Below are 20852 nucleotides of genomic sequence, written 5' to 3'. Positions count from 1 at the left end.
ATAGTTTAAATATGGAAGAGTTGGTGGTAAATTGAAAACGGAAGTGGTGCAACCGATTGTATCAAATTTTATTAAGTCTTTGAGGGATATAGGATATACATTTGAAGTAGCTGTTGCAGATGTGCTGGATAATAGCATTACAGCACAAGCAAAAAATATACAAGTTTTTTGCATTCCAAATCCAAATACGGTGTTTACATTATTAGATGACGGTATCGGTATGTCTAATAGCGAACTTATTAATGCAATGCGTTTAGCTAGTAATGATCCTGATTCTCCTAGAGAAGGAACTGATTTGGGGAAATTTGGACTAGGCTTGAAAACAGCATCTTTTTCTCAATGTACTAATTTAACAGTCTTATCAAAAAAAGATGGAATAGTTTCTCTTAAACAATGGGATTTGGATTATATTTCAAGGGAAAATGAATGGTTACTAATAACACCGGACATAAGGGAATATGAAAATATGCCTTTATTTGAAAAATTTATGGAGCAAGAAAGTGGAACGTTAGTAGTGTGGCGTGATGTAGATGTTTTTTCAGAATCGGACATACCTAATAAGTTGGAGACTTTGAGAAGCCATTTATCCTTAGTTTTTCACAATTTTTTAGAAGGGGTTGTTCCTGGAAAAAAAGCGATAGGGATATATGTTAATGGAGAACGGTTAGAACCATTTAATCCGTTTAATCCTAAGCATATAGCAACACAGCAATTAATGCCGGAAAAAATAAAGTATTTAGATTCAGAAATTATTGTTCAACCATACATATTACCTCATCATTCTAAATTATCTCAACAAGAATTTGAAAAATATGCTACAAAAGATGGTTACACGAAATCGCAAGGATTTTATCTATACCGTGCCCATCGCTTGCTTATTTATGGAACATGGTGGGGAATGCATAGAACAAACGATGCGCACAAACTTGTGCGAATTAAAATAGATATTTCGAATAGTCAAGACTTTGCATGGGGCATCGATATTAAGAAATCAGCTGCTAACCCAATAAGTGAGATAAAGAAAGATTTAAGACGTATAATTCAACAAGTAACTGTTAAAGGGTCTAGACCGTTTACAGGAAGAGGGAAGAAAATTGAAGATAAAACAATGACTAGGTTTTGGGAACTGGTTGCGGATAATAATGAAATTCATTTCGTTATTAACCGAAAACACCCGATACTCCAAGATCTGATCAATAAACTAGATGACGCCCAACTTAGTTTATTAAATGTTATTTTAATGGGATTAGAAGGTTACTTGCCATTAGATGCTATTGTTGCTCAGTTGAATGTGAATCCGTTGAAGGTGAAACAAGAAACCTTAATTGATGAAAATGAAATAAAAGCGCTTGTGGAGAATTGGCGTGCTAATGGTATTAGTGAGGTATTCATTAAGGAATTGTTAAAAACGGAAGTATATAAAGATAAGGGGAGTTATTTTGAAAATGCAAACCAATACTGAGAGTAATCATAGTGTCATGTATAAGTGTGTTAAAGAAAAAATTAGTGGGACTCTTGAAGAGCAAAGAATTTTGCAGGCGGAAACTATTCAAAACCTCATAGAAGAATGGAAAGAATTAATTGCAGTAACCCCACAAAAACACTTGAAAATTATTTTAGGAATGATAGATGTTAAAGATATACGTCCTTTGACAGAACAAGAATGGAAGTATATTCAAAATGATTTAGAGCAGTCGTTTAATGTTCGTATCGAAACAGGTATTCTTGTTACTGGGGATGAACAAAAAGCAAGAGACTTGTCTTGGTGGACGAGTAAAAAACAGCTACAATCAGATAATTATTATCTAACTAACTATTTGAATTATATGAAACGGGATCTACCGCCGAAAGTACTTGAAGTTATAAATGAAGACACTGATGCAATTATGAATAATTTAGCGGATCCTGAATTGGATGCGTTTTCAAGATATGGTATGGTTGTTGGTCACGTCCAATCAGGAAAGACATCTAACTATGCAGCATTAATTTGCAAGGCAGCGGATGCAGGGTATCGTTTTATTGTAGTCATTGCAGGTGGACAAAACAATTTGCGAAACCAGACACAATCAAGATTAGATGAAGTATTTGTGGGAACGAATTATAAAGGTGTCGGTCAATTAGCTGGATTTAAAAAAGAAAAAATGCCAGACAGTCTTACCAATGCAGAAAATGATTTTAAAATTGAAACTGCAAGAGCAAGAGGAACAACTAATTTTGAGAACATGCAGTTGCCTATTTTAGTTGTAATAAAAAAGCATACAAAGACCTTATCACATCTTTTAGAATGGTTAGATATCCATTATAAAAATCAAGTAGACAAAGCAATGTTAGTTATTGATGATGAATCTGATTATGCGTCTATTAATACAAATAAAGAAGAAGATCCAACCGTTATTAATGAGAAAATACGAATGCTCCTACAGAAATTTAAAAGGAGTGCATATGTTGCATATACGGCTACACCTTATGCAAATATATTCATTGATCATATGGCTAATAATGATGGAATGGGAAGAGATTTATTTCCAAGTGATTTTATTTATGCTTTAGATGCGCCGTCTAATTATTTTGGTGCGGAAAAGATTTTTAATAAGGATAATGAGAAGCATATAGTAGAAATCCCCAATAATGAAGTGGTTTATGAATTAGATCAGGCTCGTCCTCATATACAAGATGAAATACCTTTTATCATCAAGCATAAAAAGGACTATGATATGGAGTTAAAACAGTTGCCAGATAGCTTATATGATGCAGTTCGTTTATTTATTATTAATATTGCTATTCGTAATCTTCGTAATCAGAATAAACATAATAGCATGTTAATCCACATTTCTAGATTTACAGGTGTTCATATTAAAGTGAAAAACCTTGTAGCAAGTTACTTTGAGGATCTGAAAAGTAAGATTAAAGCATTTGGTAACCTTGATAATCCTTATCAGTATTCTCGAGATTTGAAGGCTATGAAAGATACATTTGACGCAAGATTACAAGATATTGAGTTTAATTTTGAAATCATTTTACAAGAAGTATGTAGGATAATAGACTCTATACAAATTGTAGATGTACATCAAAAAGCAAAAATCCCTTTGGTATACCGAAAAGATGTCCAATCGAATGTTATTGTGATTGGTGGTTTAAGCTTGTCGCGTGGCTTTACATTAGAGGGATTAAGCGTTAGCTACTTCTTAAGAACAACCATTTACTATGACACATTAATGCAAATGGGACGATGGTTTGGCTATCGAATTGGTTATGAAGATATTTGTAGGGTGTACATAACGGACGATATGAATAAAAAATTTGGTTTTATCATTGATGCTACGAATGATTTAATTAATTGTTTGAATGACATGCGTGAGGAAAATTTAACACCAAATGATTTTGGATTGGCCGTACAATTACATCCAGACAGTTTGCTTCAGGTTACGGCTCGGAATAAATCAAAATATACAGAGGACATGTATTTAGAGATGAACCTAGATGGACAGATTAAAGAAACAAGATGGATTAGCGATATAGCAATAGATCTTGAAATAAATGAATCTCTGTTAAAGGAAAGTGTTAAAGCTTTGCAAAATGGTGGCTATGAGCATTTAGAAACTGATAGTCATGTATGGAGAAATGTGGATAAGACTATCGTTCAAGATTTTGTGAATAATTTCCGGTTGTATAGAAATGATCCTTTAGGTTTAAAATCGAGAATGCCAATTGATTTCATTAAAAAGTATATTGAAGAATGTGAATTAGATTGGGATGTGGTTTTATTCAATGGTAATGGAGACGCAAAATTCCAAGTGGATTCAATAAAAGTTCAGCGTCAATCCCGTAAGGTACAAAGAAAGCAAGGATATTGCGAAGTAACCAATAGACAACTTTCGAGAGCGAACCCAGAGAGAATCATTATGCCAGATGAATTTAAAAAATTAAATTCACATGAAATGCGTAAAAGATTGGTTAAACCACTAATATTCTTACATGCTTTAGAACTTGAGTATGAGGAGAATCATAAATTTAATGCTGTAGGCTTTAGTATTAGCTTCCCGATTTCAAAAGATAAAATCACAGATACTTTAAAAGTTAGAATTAATAGTGTGTATAAAAAGCAACTGGAAGAAGCTTATAAAGATGAAGTTGGTGAAGATGTTGTCTATGAAGAAGAATAATCCTTGGTTGCAATTAGAGAGACTCAGTCGAATTAGAGTGAAGGAATCAATAAAATATGATGTTTTTTGGATTAAGGATGCTTTAAATCAATATGGTCTAATGATTCAATGTGATGAAGATTTTGTTCAGCCAAAACAAGAAATTAAGTTAAAAGGGGTTCAGATAAAGGTTGATAATACTTTGAAACCCAATCAACTGATTTTACTCTTAAAAGAAATGAAAGATTGGGAGATTTTCTTAATACTATGCAATGATTTAATCAATACCATGAAGGAACAAGATGAGAATATTATTAAAAAGGTCATGCAGCGACTGGAACGGTGGCAAAAACTACTACAAAAAAGGACGCTGAGAGTGATGTCAAAAGAAGAGCAGATGGGATTATTTAGTGAGTTGAAAATATTGAGTGATTACCTTATTCCTAAATATGGATGTGGTAGTGGTATTCATAGCTGGGTTGGAGCGCTTGGAGATAAGCAAGATTTCCTTTTGGAGAACTTAGCGATTGAAGTAAAATCTTTTAGGATGACTAAGGGGCATTCGGTTTGGATTTCTTCTAAAGAACAATTGAATTCAGAAAAACAGCCTTTATATCTGTTTGGTTGTGCTTTGAACGAGTTGACTAGTGGTGAGACGATTGCAGATTTAGTCCAAGCTATTTCGGAACAAATTGATACGGAAAGTCTTCTAAATGAGTTTATTGATAAAGTTGAGCAGTATGGTTATATTTTAGAAATGCAACAAGACTACTTATCCAAATTTCGTTTAGAGCAAGTTAATAGTTATGAAGTTGGAGAGGGGTTTCCTAAAATACCTTTACATTATATTTCACCGCTAATTAAAAATATGAAATATAGTATTGATTTATCAGGGTGTTCACAGTTTAAAGTGGATATAACCAACATTTTGAAATAAACGGAGATGGTAGTTATGGTAACTTTAGAAGAGTTCCATCAAGACTTTTTACAATCGATACTTTCTGATTCTGAAAGTCGTGGATTATTGAAAGCTCAATCTTTTTTCGAATTAGTATGTGAAGATCTTATGCAAGTGGGTGACTTAACAAATAATTACACAATGGCAGAATTTATCAAAACGGGTTGCGAAGTCTATGGATACGATTATGATGAAAGTCGAAAAGTATTTACATTGATTAATTTTCAATTTTTTCAAGATGATGAAATTGAAACATTGGCAAAACAACATGTAACTATAAAATTTAAGCGCTTAAAAAAATTTGCAGAGTTATGTATAGAAGGATTACATTATGATTTAGAGGAGACTTCTGATGCATATTCACTTGCATTTAATGTGCATCGGCACGTACAAAATAATTTAATAGATAAATTTCGGTTAATTGTATTAACTGATGGTAGACTGACAAAAACTATATCACGTATACCAAATGATTTGATTAAAGGTATTGAATGTGAACATCAAATTATTGATATCAATTATTTATACAGTATCTTTATGTCTGAAAACAGTTCAGGTTCATACAATATTGATCTGAAAATTCCATATCTAGAAGTGCATAGCACTTCTAGTGAATATCAATCCTATTTAGGAATTATGGATGGGATACAATTATTTAAAATATACGATGAATATGGACAAAAACTCCTTGAACAAAATGTTCGAACCTTTTTACAGTTTAGGGGTGGTGTCAATAAAGGAATAAAAAATACTATTCAGTATAAACCAGATATGTTTTTTGCTTATAATAATGGTATTACTGCAACTGCAACACACGTAGAAACAGAAAATGGATATATTACTAAAATAGTAGATTTTCAAATTGTGAATGGTGGTCAAACTACTTCTGCTATTTATGCTGCTAAAAAGAATTCGAAACTAGATATTTCAAAAATATCTGTACAAATGAAATTATCTGTTGTGAAGAACATTGAGAAAAAAGGTCAGTTTGTATCGAGTGTGTCACAGTATGCTAATACCCAAAACAAAGTGAATAAATCGGACTTCTTTTCTAACAGTCCGTTTCATAAAGAAATGAAAGATTATTCTAAACGTATTTGGGTGGCTACTCATGGAGGTTCTCAGAAACGTACCCATTGGTTCTATGAAAGGGTACGTGGAGAATATTTAAATGAGCAGGCTTATTTAACAGTGGCTAAAAAAAGACAATTTCAAATAGAAAATCCCAAAAACCAGCTAGTAGATAAGACGCTCCTAGCGAAAAGTGAAAATTCTTGGGGAAGAAAACCGTATATTGTTTCTAAAGGAGCACAATATAGCTTCGAAGAATTTGCTCATTCAGTAACAGATACGCTAGAGAAAAATCAGTTGTCGATTACAGAGAATTATTTTAGAGATGCTGTTTCAAGAATTATTCTATTTCGTGCCACAGAAAAAATTGTTTCTAAAGCTTCTTGGTATGAAAATGCGTTTAGAGCACAAACAGTTACTTATTCAATAGCGTGGCTTTCGCATGCTATTCATAAAAGAAAACTATTTTTTGATTTTGGTGAAATATGGGATGAACAACGTTTACCTGTTGAGTTAGTGGAATTAATGAAGGTTATCACAAAGAAGGTCTACGAAAGAATTACAGATCCACCACCAGGTTCTGCTAATATTGCTCAATGGTGTAAAAAAGAGCAATGCTGGAATGACGTGCGTAATATCGAAATTGAGTTATTACCAATTAAGAAAATGGTTTTAACTACTGAAGAAACTAAATATGAACAAAAGTTAGAGAGGAAACAAAAGAATTTAGATAATGGTATCGAAATTCAAACTTTCGTTGTTCAAACCAATTTTGAATATTGGATTCAACTATTTGGATACTATATGAGCAGTGATAACCTTAGATCGTTGACTATTACTCAAAGGGATATTTTAAGAAAGTATGTCGAAGGAAAATTGCCTTTACCATCCGAAAAGCAAGCGAGAGTGCTATATTCGCTGTATCAGAAAGCAATTCAAGAGGGATGGGAAGCTTTAAGTAGTTGATAGTCTTTTGTGATTACTTTTCCTGTTTTTTATGAAGAGTAGGTTTGAATTATTCATGTTAACTTATATTTTTCAAAAGAGAGCTTGGAATATAACGTGAAACTGATACAACTTCTATCAATTTTAATAGCTACGTATATTTAATGCTTTAATGAAATGTTTGCTAGTGGAATTTGTTCTAATAAATAAAGCTGGTATAAACCGGCTTTATTTATTAGAACGTTAATTATTGTATTCTCCCACGAATTCATCATACGTTCCGATTTCACAAAAATCTATGGAATAGTCTGTTTCACTATGTTTATATACTATTACTGAATCGATGCCTAATATTTCTAACTTTTCGTATGTAAGCAGTTCTCTTTCTCTTAGATCCATAACTTGCCTTAATAACCACTCACCTAACGCGCTATTGGGATTAGACATAAGGGCTTTGCTATTTTCTTGACAAACCTTGGCTGATAAATTTTTTTTGTCAGGAAGGCATAAATCAAAACTTTCATCACGTGCAGGGAAAAAAGTTGGGAAAACTTTATGAATCCAAATAGGAATTGGAATATATACTTCATTTGGATTACGGAGTCTACCTGCAGCATTCCATTGATTTAAACCGCTTTTTTCCGGTACGTGTCTTTTGGTGCCACGATCCGAAAATAAAGGTAAAATAATATATTCTCGATCTTTGCTGGTATTAATTGGTGAAGCTAAAATGCGATTTTTCATATTTTCAGTGTTAAGGTTAAACAATTGTGCTAGTGCAGTGTAAGGGTTTTCGATGATTTGAACATTAATTTCATCTAATGGGTTTTCCATATAGAAGCGCTTATAAAGTGTACTCTTAGTAATATTAAAACTATATTCGTTTAATCCGTCTTCGAATGTAATAATATTTTTGTTGTTAACATTTATATTTCTAATTCTCTTAATATCTATTAAGCTCATAGGTACTTCAAATAAAGAAATGTTTTTCGGCTTTCTAGTAACGCAATGATAAATCATATCATGTAGTCCATAAGTACGTTTAGTAAACTCAATACGATTGTTTCGAAGTTGAGCAACAATTTCAATCATTTCTCTAGGGGACTTCCCTCTGTATAATTCAGAATCCTTATTGAATTCCGCGACTTTTTGTAACGTACGGCCGTTACCGTGTAAAAAAGTTTTTAATCCAATGCCTACACCATCCAATGCAGCGTCAGCTGAACAATCAGAGCGTCCTAAATTATCAGCTTGAAAAGCTTCACAATAAGTATTTTCTACATTCCTAGAGACTAAATAGGGAGCAGTACTTTCCGAGAATAAATTAGATAGTGCCCCTGTTGATTGAAGCATTTGAATATAAGTTGTTTGGTTTGATTTTGGTTGTCTTTTATACAGCATATGATCTGTCCTCTCTTACTGTGGTTCTTTTTTTAAACCAGCTAAATAATCCATTGATACTTCTAATTTTTGTGCAATTATTCTTAATGTTTCTACAGATGGAGTTCGCTTATTGTTTTCGTACAAAGACCAAGTACTAGGGGATACGCCTATTAATTTTGCAGCTTCTTTTGAGCTTAAGTTTTTCTTTTCACGGGCATCTTGTATGCGGGTTCCTAAAAATCCCTCCATTTCTACACCTCCTGTTAATACAGATATAGTATCATTCAAAAACCAGAAAATAGTCGCGAATTTGCAATTAGCAAATATATTGTTTTGCTAATCGCAAATTCACGACTAAAAATAAGAGGAATCAAAACAATGGAGGCCACCCCATGCCAACCTACAACAAACTAATCAGAAACAAAATCCCACAAATAATAAAAACCAACGGAAAAACCCCCACAACAAGAATCCTACTCCAAGACGAATACATAAAAGAAATCTGCCAAAAAACACAAGAAGAACTAACCGAATATCTAGAAGCAACAACAAAAGAACATAAACTCGAAGAACTATCCGATCTACTAGAACTAATAAACGCCCTAGCCAAACATGAAGGCACAACACTAGAAGAAATCAACAACATCCGCAAAAAGAAAGCAGAAGAAAGAGGCGGCTTCTCAGATCGAGTCTTCCTAATCGAAGTAACCGATAACTAACCCCTCCTAAGCCCCTTACAAGCCCCTACCAAGTAATAAATCACTAAGAAAAAACACAACAAAAACAAAAACAACTACAAACACCGTAGTAGTAGTCAAAAAAAATTTGAAATAACACGCCCAAAACCCGAACCTCCCGCCTATATATATTACAAAGGGGCTTTTACATTTTGAATGGGGACGGGAGGAACTTTGATGGCGGTGTATCGTAATGTGCAGGTGAATTTTTGGCAGGATGATTTTGTTTTGGATTTGACGCCGGAGGAGCGGTATTTTTATGTTTATTTGTTAACTTGTTCGAAGACGACGCAGTGTGGGATTTTTCCTTTTCCGAAGCGGTTAGCTGAGATGGAGACGGGTTATAACAGGGAGACTGTTGATAAGCTTGTGCAGCGTTTTGTTGATTATGGGAAGGTTCTTTATGATGCGGATACTCGGGAGTTGTTTGTTTTGAATTGGCTTCGTTATAATCCGGTGACGAATACGAATGTGGAGAAGTGTGTGCTTCGTGAGCTTAAGGGTGTGAAGAATAAGGAGTTTGTACATATGTTTCTTCAGAAGTGTGCGGAGGAGGAGCTGAATGTTCCGATGCTGTTGGCGCATTTTGGTATGCCTGGTGATTTGGCTATGGATGATGTTGAGCCTATTTGTGAGGAGGAAGAGGAAGAAGAGGTTATAGAGGAGGAAACGGGAAGTCGCGTGTTTTCCTTTTATGAGCAACATTTCGGTAGTTTGTCTCCTCATACTGTAGAGGAATTGAGTGCGTGGATGGATGATTTGTCTGAGGATCTTGTGCTGAAGGCTCTTCAAATTGCGTTTGAGAATAATAAGCGGACGGTTGCTTATGTGAAGGGGATTTTGAAGGGGTGGCATGGGAAAGGGTTTACGAAAGTATCTGAGGTTGAGGTGGATATGGCTCAATTTAGGAAGAAGGGGTCGTCTGTTAGTACGGGGGAGACGGAGCATTTTTTGGCGAAGTGTGAGGAGTGGGAGAAGAGTGTGCCGTCAGAGGAAGAGTTGCAGCGCTTTTTAGCGGAGCGCGGGTGGCGGCCATGAGTATTCAAAATGTGGAGGCGGAGAAGACGGTGTTAGGTTCTCTATTAATTGATGGAGAGCTTATTAAGGAGTGCCGTTTGACGGAGCAGTATTTTTCTATGCCGGTGCATAAGTCTATATTTCAGTTAATGCGAAAGATGGAAGATGAGGGGCAACCGATTGATCTTGTGACGTTCACTTCTAGAGTGGACCCGAAGTTTTTGAAGGGGATCGGGGGACTGGCGTATTTTATAGGGTTAATGGATGGTGTGCCTACTACTGCCAACTTCTCGTATTATGAGGGGCTTGTTCGAGGTGCCTGGAAAATGTATCAGGCTGGTGTTCTCGGGCACAAGATGGGAGAGCGCCTTATTGCGGAGAAGAGTGAGAAAATTATTGGTGAGACGATTACGGCACTTTGTGAGTTAGAGGAGAAAGACTGTGTATGTGAGTTTGATTTGAAGGATGCGTTAGTTGGTTTGTATGAGGAGCTGCATCAAGATGCAAAAGAGATTACGGGGATTGAGACTGGTTATACATCGCTAAATAAAATGACGTGCGGATTGCAGGAAGGTGATTTTGTCGTTCTTGGTGCACGTCCTTCTATGGGGAAGACTGCGTTTGCGCTGAATGTTGGCATGTATGCGGCGAAGTCTGGAGCGGCGGTTGGATTGTTTTCGTTAGAGATGAGTAGTAAGCAATTGCTAAAACGGATGGCGTCTTGTGTAGGTGAAGTGTCAGGAGGTAGGCTGAAAAATCCGAAGCATCGTTTTGCGCTGGAAGATTGGGAAAAGGTGAGTAAGGCGTTTGCGGAGATTGGTGAACTGCCGCTTGAGATTTATGACAATGCAGGGGTTACGGTGCAAGATATTTGGATGCAAACGCGTAAGTTAAAGAGAAAGCACGGGGATAAAAAGATTTTAGTCATTGTAGATTATTTGCAGCTTATTACAGGTGATCAGAAGCATAAAGGCAATCGATTTCAGGAGATTAGTGAGATTTCTCGTAAGCTTAAGTTGTTAGCGCGTGATTTGAATGTTTGTGTAGTGGCGTTGTCGCAATTGTCTCGTTCTGTAGAGTCGCGTCAAGATAAGCGCCCTCTTTTATCTGATTTAAGAGAGACGGGACAAATTGAGCAAGATGCGGATGTGATTATGCTTATGTATCGTGAGGATTATTACGATAAGGAAACGATGCAGAAAGAGATGACGGAGATTCATGTGGCGAAGCATCGGAATGGACCTGTTGGTAGTTTTAAACTACGATTTTTGAAGGAGTTTGGGCAGTTTGTGGAGAAGGGGAGTTAGCTGGAGGGGAAGTTTGTGTCTAGAAAAAAGTTATGGATTATTATACTACTCGTTTTCGTTATTGCATTAGGCGTGATTGGTTATAGATTGTTAGGCCCTTTTATAGAAGGAAGAAGTTATTATTATAGCCATACTGCTTTTACAGATCTTTCAAATGAATCGATTGGAAAGATGAAGCTGCATGACAATATTGATAAAGAGGCATTGAGAAAAGAATATGGTGAACCCATTAAGAAGATAGATAATGTTTATTACGATTATTATGATTGGAAGAACGGAGTAGAAACAGCTTCAATTATAGAAGGAAAAGAAAAAGGGAAGATTGTTCGTTTAATGATCGGAGAAAATAGAGAGCTTAAGACGGTAAAAGGGATAGGACTTGGTAGTACGAAGCAGGATGTTATTAATTCATACGGTTCGAATTATTATGAACGAACGGAGCAGGGTACTACGATTATCGGCTATGTTGATCATAAACGCTATGTAACACTTGAGTTTTGGTTAGGAGAAGGGAAGATAGCACATATTCGTTTGGATGATGCGGATGTTGAATAGATAAGTGTTTAATGGAGCGATGTTCAGCATTGCTCTTTTTTTATGTGGAAAAGTTATTAGGTTACATAAGGAACGGAGGAGTCTCAAAGTGATGAGGAGATAACTAAGTTGAAAAAACTGTAGGATGCTTAATTTCTTCAATATATAAATGTGTATTGATTTTATAACAATTTTAATATAAAAATATTAAGATGGTTAGTATATTGGAAGAAAATGAGGTTCATGTTTATGAAAGACAATATTGTATTTTTACATGGGATAACAGGGGATAGAAATGCATTCAAAATAGAGTATGAATACTTGAAATCTTCATATGATTGTTGGTGGTATGATTTCCCTGGGTATGGTTTGGATACTTTAGGGAAGGATGTGCCTTTTTCCTTAGAGATTTTAGTTGAGCAATTAAATAATGAATACGAGCAGGCAGGTATTGAAGTAGCGCATTTATGTGCCCTTAGTTTTGGGTGTTTACCAGCTTTAGCATTTGCGAATAAGTATCCTGAAAAAGTAGCTAGTTTAACTTTTTCCGGTGGATATTGTAATGTTCCATCAGAATTTCAAGCGAATCTATCGCAACTTTTAACGCGGAAGAGTGAATATACAAATCAAAGTTGGTTAAAGCAATATGCAATGCTTCAAAATCCAAATAGAAAAGAAATACCTGAAGACTCGCAATCTATTTTCTATAAGTATGGACAATTATTACATCCGAATGTATTCGAAAAAGCAGTACGAATCCAAATGGAATTTGATTCGGAAGAAATGTTGATGTCGATTAAGCAACCCGTTTTATGGGTGATGGGTGAGCATGATCATTTATATAAAGAAACGCTATACAATATAAACTATTGGATTCCTCATGTGACATATATAGAATTAAAAAATGCCGGGCACGTTGCTCACATACATGAGCCTAAACAATTTATGGATGTATTCGAGAGTTTTCTCAAGGAAACTGAATGTCGTTCTCCGAAGGTTATGGAGGAATTAGTAATATAACGATTATAGTGAGAATTAACTTATTTCAGCGACAGGAAATAAAGTTCCTGTCGCTGAATAAAAGGTATAGTACGATATGCTGCAGTTAGAATGAGAGGATCATGCAAATGAATCCTCTCATTAACTGCCTACTCCACATTCCTCTTAAAACCAATCCTCAATAACCCCTTAAAATCCACCTCAGCAATTAACACACTTAGTAATATAAGAGTCGCCCCTAAGTATCCTTTTCCTGTAAGTGTTTCACCTGTGAAAACGAAAGCGAATCCTGCGGAAAAGACAGGTTCTAATGAGAAGATAAGTCCTGTATGTGTAGGCGTCGTGTATTGCTGGGCAATCACTTGCACGATGAATGCGACTGCGGTGCAAAATATGCTTAAGATTAATATGATGAGCCATGAGTCGATTGTGCTAGGAAGTTTTGGTGTTTCTATTATGAATGAAAAAATAAGACTAAATAGGCCGACAAAACCGAGCTGCACTACCCCTAGTGCAATGGAGTTCACATGTTTCGTTACGCTTCCGGTAATGATGACGTGGATGGCATAAAATAGGGCGGACAGTATGCAAAATATATCGCCGTTACCGATCTTGAATTCACTCGTTAATGTTAATAAGCCGATTCCGATTATCGTTAAAACAATTCCTATTATCACTTTCTTTTCAGGAATGTGTTTTAAAAAGATAGCTGATAATATCGGAATGAAAATGACTGTGAGACATAGTAAAAACCCTGCATTAGATACGCTCGTATACTTTGTACCAAATGTCGCAAAAATGTACACGATAAATAAAACAGAAGCGAGTATGAATGCATATTTTACAGTTTTAAAATCGATTTTGAATAAATGTTTGTAAAATATTAAACCTGATAAAAGAAAAGCGATAATAAATCGTAATGCGATTAAATTATATTCTTCTATGTCATCAAGTCCAAGCTTTGTAAGTAGGATGGATGCACCCCAAAAAAATGTAACTAGTAGTAGCATGAAATCCGCTTTTAATTGAGTTTTCATTTGTATTCCCTCGTTATGTATAAATTTTATAATCCCATACCCCTATCCCCATTCTATATTTTAATATTAATTCTGAATATTTGTAACTTAAATTTATCGACGTTTTACTGCATAAGAAAGAGGCTGTTTTACAAACCGATTGAACCGGATTGTAAAACAGCCTCTTTTCCTTTAAAAATTCCTATCCAACAACACGCCAAGCTGCTTTGCAACAACCTCCGGCGGATCAGGAAGTCCTTTCATGAAGTATGTTTCCACGACTCCGACGATAGCGGATCCGAAGAATGTGAGTAGCATTTCTTCACTGAATCCTTTATTGATTCCTTCTTTAATATTTACATCGTTTTTTATTTGTTCGATGACGTATTCAAAGAAATGTTTTCGGAAAGCGAAAGCACCTTTTCCTACGAGCATCGTTGAGAAAAAGAAGTAATGTTGTTCCATGTTTTCGAACCAAGCGATACAAGCTTCTGTAAAGCTCAGCTGGGATAGCGGAGCACATAGTACTTTTAGAGCGTTGATATGTTCGATAACGAGTTTGTCGAGTAAATCAAATTTATCGAGGTAATGTAGATAAAACGTTCTGTTTCCGATGTTCGCCTCGGCGCAAATATCCTTTACTGTAATTTTATCAAATCCTTTTTCGGCCATTAGTTCAACGAAAGCGTTTTTTATTGCTTCTTTTGATTTAATGATCCTTCTATCGACCTTTTCCATTGTCTTCACCAAACTTTCTTGAGAGTTAATACACGATTTTGATGGAAGTGTGCATTAATGCGTGAATTCATCAAAATTGACGTTTGAAAACATTCTTTTTTCGTTTTATATTATACACACGGAAGAGATAATACATCAACGTGCATTATTTCTTTCTCGTTTCATTTCTTTATAGAAGGAGGAATGTTGTAAGCAACTTTCTTCAAAAAATAAATAACAGAATAATGGCAATTTCAAATATAAAAAACAAATAGAAAGAGGTTAATTATGAATCCGAAATATAATCACTTATTTGAATCATTTACATTGAAGAGCGGTGTTACTCTGAAAAATAAAGTTGTTATGGCACCGATGACGACTTGGGCAGGTAATGATGATTTTACGATTTCAGATGAAGAAGTAAGTTACTACAAGAAAAGAGTGAACGGAGTAGGGCTTGTGATTACGGGATGTACGCATGTGCAGGCGAATGGTATCGGTTTTACAAATGAATTCGCAGCCTATGATGATACGTTCACTCCAAGTTTACGCAAATTGGCGGATGCGGCTAAGAGCGGCGGGGCTCCTGCTATCCTTCAAATTTTCCATGCTGGGAACAAGGCGTTACCTGATTTCACACCAGGCGGGGATGTAGTAAGTGCAAGTGCTTTAGAAACAGAAGCATCTCCGTTTGCGCCTTCTGTATTACCAAGGGAACTTTCGCATAATGAAATTTTAGAAGTAATTCGCGACTTTGGAGAAACGACGCGAAGAGCAATTGAAGCTGGATTTGATGGCGTTGAAATTCACGGCGCACACGGATTTTTACTACAAAACTTCGTCTCACCTTTCTTTAATAGACGTGAAGATGAGTGGGGCGGTTCTTTAGAAAATCGATTACGTTTCCCGTTAGCGGTCGTTCGTGAAATTCAGTCAGTTATTAAAAAGTATGCAACTAAGCCGTTCGCACTTGGTTACAGATTCTCACCTGATGAACCACAAGAAGGTGCTTTAAGAATGAAAGATACGTACGAATTAATGAATCGTCTTATTGAATTAGATGTTGATTATGTTCACGCTTCGTTAGCGAGTGCGCTTACTTCTAAACCAGTTGATAGCGAGGGCGAGAAAACATACATGGAGTTAATCGTTGAACATGTAAACGGAAGAGTTTCTGTAATGGTAGCTGGTTCTATCGTAACGCCAGCTGATGCAGCGTTAGCTTTAGAAGAAGGAGTATCACTTGCGGCAATTGGTCATGCGTTAATTATGAATCCAGACTGGATCGAAAAAGTTAAGAACGGAAAAGAAGAGGAACTGAAAACAGCGATTCAGAAATCAACAGTAAGTGAGCTAGAGCTTCCAGAAAAACTGTGGCATGTAATTGAAGCTTCAGGCCCATGGTTTACTATCGAAGATTAATATAAAAAATATTGGAGGGTTTTATTATGAGACAAAATGTTACATTCAAAAATAACGAGTTATTATTAGCAGGTCATTTATATGTTCCAGTGGAGTTTGATGAAACGAAAAAGTATCCAGCAATCATCGTTTCTCATCCAGGTGGAGGCGTGAAAGAACAAGCAGCCGGTCTTTATGCGAATAAGCTTTCTGAATTAGGTTTTATTACTTTAGCGTTCGATGCATCAAACCAAGGAGAGAGCGAAGGAACGCCGCGCTATTTTGAAGATCCATATGCTCGTACAGAAGATATGCGTGCAGCGGTAGATTATGTAACGACATTATCATATGTAGACAATGATAAAATCGGTGCGCTAGGTATTTGCGCTGGCGGAGGTTATACAGTAGCAGCTGCGCAAACGGATCGTCGTATGAAAGCAGTCGCAACAGTAAGTATGGTTGATATTGGCTCACTATTTACAGAAGGGCTTGGCCGCGTTATCCCAGCAGAAGATCAAATTAAGCTATTAGAACAAGTATCAGGTCAACGCACGAACGAAGCGAATGGTGCGGATACGTATTATATTTCGTATGTACCAGAAGAGTTAGATGAAAGCATGACTGGGACGATGGCGGAAGGGCATGAGTACTATGTACAAGAACGTGGCCGTCATGAAAATGCACCGAACCGTCTAGTATTCACAAGTTTTGCTAAAATTGCAACATACTCACCTTTTAGCCATATTAATAAGTTTTTAACACAACCGCTTTTAACAATTGCAGGTAGTGATGCGGATACGCGCTATTTCAGTGAGGAAGTAGTGGAAGAAGCTGCGAGTAAAAATAAAGAATTATTCATCGTGGATGGTGCGACACACGTTGCATTATACGATGTGCCGGAATACGTGAATCCAGCGATTGAAAAATTAGATACATTCTTTAAAGAAAATCTTAAATAAAAAATGATGTGAGGCAGTAGAAATACCTTCTACTGCCTTATACAAAATAAGAAAGGGAGTTTTTGAAGATGACGAACGTATTAATTCTTGGAGCGAACGGACAAATTGCGCGTAATGCGATTGAGTTATTTTTAAATGAAACGGATGCAAGGTTAACGTTATATTTACGAAATGCAGATCGAGTACAGCAATATGCTTCTGATCGCGTACGCATTATGGAAGGCGATGTTCTAAATCGTGAAACGTTAAACGAAGCGATGATAAATCAAGATGTTGTGTATGCAAATTTAGCTGGTGATGATTTAGAAGAGCAGGCGAAAACGGTTGTGCGTGCGATGGACGAAACTGGAGTGAAACGTCTTATCTTCATTAGCTCACTTGGCATTTATGATGAAGTTCCAGGAGAATTTGGGGAGTGGAATAACCGTACGATTGGTCAATATTTAGGGCCGTACCGAAAATCTGTTGATGTAATTGAAGCTTCCAACCTTCATTACACCGTGTTGCGACCAGCGTGGTTAACGGATTATGATGAAGTTGAATATGAAATTACGGAAAAAGGTGAGCCGTATAAAGGAACGGAAGTATCACGTAAAAGTGTCGCGGCGTTCGTTGTTAAATTGGCACAATCACCTGATTTACATGTTGGCGGAAACTTAGGTGTAAACAAACCGAATACAGACGGTGATAAACCAGCTTTTCTTTAACATATAAAGGAGGATGCAAATGAAAGTTATAATCTTTGGAGCGACAGGTATGGTCGGTCAGAGTGTATTACGAGAAAGTTTATTAAATGATGAAGTAAAAGAAGTCGTAACGATCGGTAGAAAACGTACGAATGCGATGCATGAAAAACTAAACGAAATTGAGCTTGCAAATGTGGCTGACCTATCGCCTGTTGAAGAGAAAATAACCGGATTTGATGCATGCTTCTTTTGTTTAGGTGTTTCTTCTTCAGGTATGAAAGAAGAGGAATATACAAAAGTTACGTACGACTTAACGATATCTGCCGCGAAAACATTAGCAAAATTAAATCCAGGTATGACATTCATTTACGTATCGGGTAGCGGCACAGATAGTACAGAATCAGGACGTACGATGTGGGCGAGAGTGAAGGGAAGAACGGAAAATGAGCTATTACGTTTACCTTTCAAAGCTGCGTATATGTTTAGACCAGGATTCATTATCCCGGCAAATGGTGTGAAATCAAAAACGAAATTATATCAATTGATGTACGATGTGATGAAGCCTTTTAATCCACTATTGAAGAGATTTGGCAGTGTAATAACTTCAGAACAATTAGGAAGAGCGATGGTGCGAGTTGGGAAAGATGGATATTCCCATTCAATTATTGAAAGTTCGGATTTGAAAAGGATCGGTAAGTAATAGTATGTATAAAAAAACGCCTATTTCATATAGGCGTTTTTTTGACGGGGAAATTATTCCTTCTCAAACTGAAAAATATCCCGATTAATAAGTTGATGGAGATACCTATCCATTTCAGCCGCAGAAACGCTTCTTTCATTTTGAAACCACCATGCGCTTAATGAGGTGATTGCCCCTGAATAAAATTCAATGATTAAATCATTTGGCATCGTATGGTTTTTGCAAAGTTGATTTAACGCTTCTATTTCTTGTTTTCTCGTTTCGTGACTTAAATACTGTGTCCGGCTAATAAATTGTTCATCAGACATTTGCGTCTCTAATATTTTACCGATTTCTTCATGATGTAGAAATTGTTCCATTACTTGAAATGGTTTACTTAATCGATCTGAAACCGGTATTCCTCCAATCATCTTGCTGTATCGTTTAAATCCAAAGGCTAATAAAGCATCTTTATCTTCAAAGTGTTTATAAAAGGTTGTTCGGTGTACCATTGCGCGATCGCAAATTTGGTTAATCGTGATGGTACTATATTTCTGTTTTGATTGCGTCATTAATTCAAATAAGGAATTCCATAATAATTTATGTGTACGTCTAATACGTAAATCAAGTTGTTTTTCATTATCATTCATCTACAATTCTCCTTTTTTGTAGATTAAATATACAATGGCTAAAAATTGATTCTCCCTTTTTAATCTACATATGTATATTATATTACATGTGTTCCGGTTTAAATAAAGCTTTTGGAGTAAAAAAACAGGAGGAGAATCAATATATGAATATAACAACTAAGAGCCCTGCAAATGGCAAAGTTGATACTTCGAATATGAAGCATACCCCCATTTTAATTGCGTTACTTTTAGGGACAATGGTTGCATTATTAAACGAAACGTTACTTGGTAATGCGTTAACTGTATTAATGAAAGAATTTGACGTGACAGCTTCAACAATCCAATGGCTTTCTACAGCCTACATGTTAGTGGTTGGTGTTTTAGTACCGATTACAGCGCTACTTCAGCAATGGATCACAACGAGACAAATGTTTTTGATTGCAATGGTAACGTTTTTAGTCGGTACATTAATTGCTGGATTCGCACCGACATTTGCCGTTTTATTAGTCGGTCGTATTGTCCAAGCGGTAGCGACTGGATTAATTTCACCGTTATTAATGAATACGATTTTAATCATTTGTCCACCTGAAAAACGTGGTGCCACGATGGGGTTAATCGCACTCGTTATGATGTCAGCTCCGGCAATTGGTCCTACATTATCTGGAGTAATCGTTGATTCATTGAATTGGCGCTGGTTATTTTACTTTGTCGTTCCAATCGTAATCATTTCCATTGTAATTGGAATGAAGTACATTCAAAATGTTTCAGAGTTAACAAGGCCAAAAGTAGATTATCCATCTATTCTTTTATCAACGTTAGGCTTCGGCGGGATTGTGTATAGCTTTAGTGCATCAGGTGACTTAGGGTGGTCTGATCCGAAAGTGTATGGCACTTTGATCGTTGGGCTTGTATCACTATGTATTTTTATCGTACGACAATTAAAAATTGATAATCCAATTTTAGAACTACGTGCATTTAAAGTTCCAATGTTTACATTATCAGTTGGATTAATTGTCATTGTGATGATGTCGTTATTTTCAACGATGACTTTATTACCGATGTTTCTGCAAACCGTTTTACTCGTTACAGCCTTTAAATCAGGATTAATTATGCTTCCAGGAAGTATGATTAGTGCCGTAATGGGACCAGTCGCAGGTAAACTATTTGATAAATTTAGTCCGAAAGTTATTATCATTCCCGGCATTGTGTTAGTAGGTATTGCAATGTTCTTATTTAAAGGCATTACGCCTGACACATCAATGGTACAAATTATTGTCATGCACAGCGTATTAATGGTTGGACTCATGTTTGTCATGACAGCACAAACATACGGTTTAAATCAATTAACACCAGATCTATATCCGCACGGAACAGCACTGTTTAATACACTGCAGCAAGTAGCTGGCGCAATTGGTACAGCTATCTTTATTTCAAAAATGTCTTCAGGAACAACTAGCTATATGGAAAGCTCCGCAAATCCAATGGATCCAGTAGAGAAATTAAATGGTTTAACATCAGGATTCCAAGGTGCATTTGCACTTGGATTAATCTTTATTGTGGTTGCTTTTATCGTATCGCTATTCTTAAAAGAAGAGAAAAAGGGAGTAGAAGTAGCCGGGGTTTTACAGAACGAAAATTAAAGTTTATATAAAAAGACATCTTTATGATTAAA

General features: G+C 36.0%; 19 protein-coding genes. 14 read left to right on the top strand and 5 right to left on the bottom strand.

Annotated features, from left to right (window positions below):
- The first annotated feature begins 31 nt into the window (after nucleotides 1-31).
- The 4 genes from BAQ48_RS08525 to BAQ48_RS08510 are packed head-to-tail and all read left to right on the top strand — an operon-like array spanning nucleotide 32 to nucleotide 7137.
- Nucleotides 32-1462, top strand: coding sequence for an ATP-binding protein (locus BAQ48_RS08525; RefSeq protein WP_071710738.1), 1431 nt, complete (start codon nucleotides 32-34; stop codon nucleotides 1460-1462).
- Nucleotides 1446-4163 (top strand): Z1 domain-containing protein, encoded by a 2718-nt coding sequence (locus BAQ48_RS08520; protein ID WP_071710790.1) that lies wholly within the window; start codon nucleotides 1446-1448, stop codon nucleotides 4161-4163. Before BAQ48_RS08525 ends, BAQ48_RS08520 begins: the two co-directional genes overlap by 17 nt.
- Nucleotides 4150-5079 carry a PD-(D/E)XK motif protein gene (locus BAQ48_RS08515; protein WP_242660450.1) on the top strand — a complete coding sequence of 310 codons (930 nt, stop codon included), beginning with the start codon at nucleotides 4150-4152 and terminating at the stop codon, nucleotides 5077-5079. The genes BAQ48_RS08520 and BAQ48_RS08515 overlap by 14 nt, the downstream gene beginning before the upstream one ends.
- Nucleotides 5080-5094: 15 nt before the next feature.
- Entirely contained in the window at nucleotides 5095-7137 is a 2043-nt protein-coding gene (locus BAQ48_RS08510; RefSeq protein WP_071710736.1) for an AIPR family protein, read from the top strand.
- A gap of 222 nt (nucleotides 7138-7359) precedes the next feature.
- Here BAQ48_RS08510 and BAQ48_RS08505 read toward each other — a convergent pair whose 3' ends face one another.
- Together BAQ48_RS08505 and BAQ48_RS08500 are read right to left on the bottom strand one after the other, a co-directional pair.
- Nucleotides 7360-8517, bottom strand: a complete 1158-nt coding sequence (locus tag BAQ48_RS08505; RefSeq protein ID WP_071710735.1) for a phospholipase D-like domain-containing protein — start codon at nucleotides 8515-8517, stop codon at nucleotides 7360-7362.
- Between the two features lie 15 nt (nucleotides 8518-8532).
- Nucleotides 8533-8748: a helix-turn-helix domain-containing protein gene (locus tag BAQ48_RS08500; RefSeq protein ID WP_071710734.1), complete on the bottom strand. Its 216-nt coding sequence runs from the start codon at nucleotides 8746-8748 to the stop codon at nucleotides 8533-8535.
- Nucleotides 8749-8891: 143 nt separating this feature from the next.
- On the opposite strand from BAQ48_RS08500, the gene BAQ48_RS08495 reads away from it, so the two are divergent.
- The 5 genes from BAQ48_RS08495 (at nucleotide 8892) to BAQ48_RS08475 (ending at nucleotide 13114) form a co-directional block, all read left to right on the top strand.
- Complete coding sequence (locus tag BAQ48_RS08495; RefSeq protein WP_071710733.1) at nucleotides 8892-9218, top strand: nucleoside triphosphate pyrophosphohydrolase; 327 nt, start codon at nucleotides 8892-8894, stop codon at nucleotides 9216-9218.
- Nucleotides 9219-9413: 195 nt separating this feature from the next.
- On the top strand, nucleotides 9414-10274 hold the full coding sequence (locus tag BAQ48_RS08490) for a DnaD domain-containing protein (protein ID WP_071710732.1): 861 nt from the start codon (nucleotides 9414-9416) through the stop codon (nucleotides 10272-10274).
- Nucleotides 10271-11560 carry a replicative DNA helicase gene (dnaB, locus tag BAQ48_RS08485; protein ID WP_071710731.1) on the top strand — a complete coding sequence of 430 codons (1290 nt, stop codon included), beginning with the start codon at nucleotides 10271-10273 and terminating at the stop codon, nucleotides 11558-11560. Before BAQ48_RS08490 ends, dnaB begins: the two co-directional genes overlap by 4 nt.
- A gap of 15 nt (nucleotides 11561-11575) precedes the next feature.
- Nucleotides 11576-12115 carry a hypothetical protein gene (locus BAQ48_RS08480; RefSeq protein ID WP_071710730.1) on the top strand — a complete coding sequence of 180 codons (540 nt, stop codon included), beginning with the start codon at nucleotides 11576-11578 and terminating at the stop codon, nucleotides 12113-12115.
- Between the two features lie 228 nt (nucleotides 12116-12343).
- Nucleotides 12344-13114: an alpha/beta fold hydrolase gene (locus tag BAQ48_RS08475; protein ID WP_242660449.1), complete on the top strand. Its 771-nt coding sequence runs from the start codon at nucleotides 12344-12346 to the stop codon at nucleotides 13112-13114.
- 128 nt (nucleotides 13115-13242) lie between these two features.
- Here BAQ48_RS08475 and BAQ48_RS08470 read toward each other — a convergent pair whose 3' ends face one another.
- Both BAQ48_RS08470 and BAQ48_RS08465 read right to left on the bottom strand, forming a co-directional pair.
- Nucleotides 13243-14130: a DMT family transporter gene (locus BAQ48_RS08470; protein WP_071710728.1), complete on the bottom strand. Its 888-nt coding sequence runs from the start codon at nucleotides 14128-14130 to the stop codon at nucleotides 13243-13245.
- Nucleotides 14131-14301: 171 nt separating this feature from the next.
- On the bottom strand, nucleotides 14302-14847 hold the full coding sequence (locus BAQ48_RS08465; RefSeq protein ID WP_071710727.1) for a TetR/AcrR family transcriptional regulator: 546 nt from the start codon (nucleotides 14845-14847) through the stop codon (nucleotides 14302-14304).
- Between the two features lie 267 nt (nucleotides 14848-15114).
- Between BAQ48_RS08465 and BAQ48_RS08460 the strand changes: the two genes are divergently transcribed.
- The 4 genes from BAQ48_RS08460 to BAQ48_RS08445 all read left to right on the top strand — a co-directional run bounded on the left by BAQ48_RS08460 (nucleotide 15115) and on the right by BAQ48_RS08445 (nucleotide 18572).
- Complete coding sequence (locus tag BAQ48_RS08460; RefSeq protein WP_071710726.1) at nucleotides 15115-16248, top strand: NADH-dependent flavin oxidoreductase; 1134 nt, start codon at nucleotides 15115-15117, stop codon at nucleotides 16246-16248.
- 26 nt (nucleotides 16249-16274) lie between these two features.
- Nucleotides 16275-17186 carry an alpha/beta hydrolase gene (locus BAQ48_RS08455; protein WP_071710725.1) on the top strand — a complete coding sequence of 304 codons (912 nt, stop codon included), beginning with the start codon at nucleotides 16275-16277 and terminating at the stop codon, nucleotides 17184-17186.
- 68 nt (nucleotides 17187-17254) lie between these two features.
- Nucleotides 17255-17893, top strand: a complete 639-nt coding sequence (locus tag BAQ48_RS08450; RefSeq protein WP_071710724.1) for an SDR family oxidoreductase — start codon at nucleotides 17255-17257, stop codon at nucleotides 17891-17893.
- A gap of 19 nt (nucleotides 17894-17912) precedes the next feature.
- Entirely contained in the window at nucleotides 17913-18572 is a 660-nt protein-coding gene (locus BAQ48_RS08445; RefSeq protein ID WP_071710723.1) for an NAD-dependent epimerase/dehydratase family protein, read from the top strand.
- A 53-nt stretch (nucleotides 18573-18625) separates the two neighbouring features.
- On the opposite strand, the gene BAQ48_RS08440 is transcribed toward BAQ48_RS08445, so the two are convergent.
- A complete protein-coding gene (locus BAQ48_RS08440; RefSeq protein WP_071710722.1) occupies nucleotides 18626-19201 on the bottom strand; it encodes a TetR/AcrR family transcriptional regulator in 576 nt (191 codons plus the stop codon).
- A 143-nt stretch (nucleotides 19202-19344) separates the two neighbouring features.
- Here BAQ48_RS08440 and BAQ48_RS08435 point away from each other — a divergent pair, with 143 nt between their 5' ends.
- Complete coding sequence (locus tag BAQ48_RS08435) at nucleotides 19345-20820, top strand: MDR family MFS transporter (RefSeq protein ID WP_071710721.1); 1476 nt, start codon at nucleotides 19345-19347, stop codon at nucleotides 20818-20820.
- Nucleotides 20821-20852 lie beyond the last annotated feature (32 nt).

The organism is Bacillus luti (genome assembly GCF_001884105.1).
GTDB lineage: Bacteria > Bacillota > Bacilli > Bacillales > Bacillaceae_G > Bacillus_A > Bacillus_A luti.
This window is presented reverse-complemented; position numbering and strand designations above follow the sequence as displayed.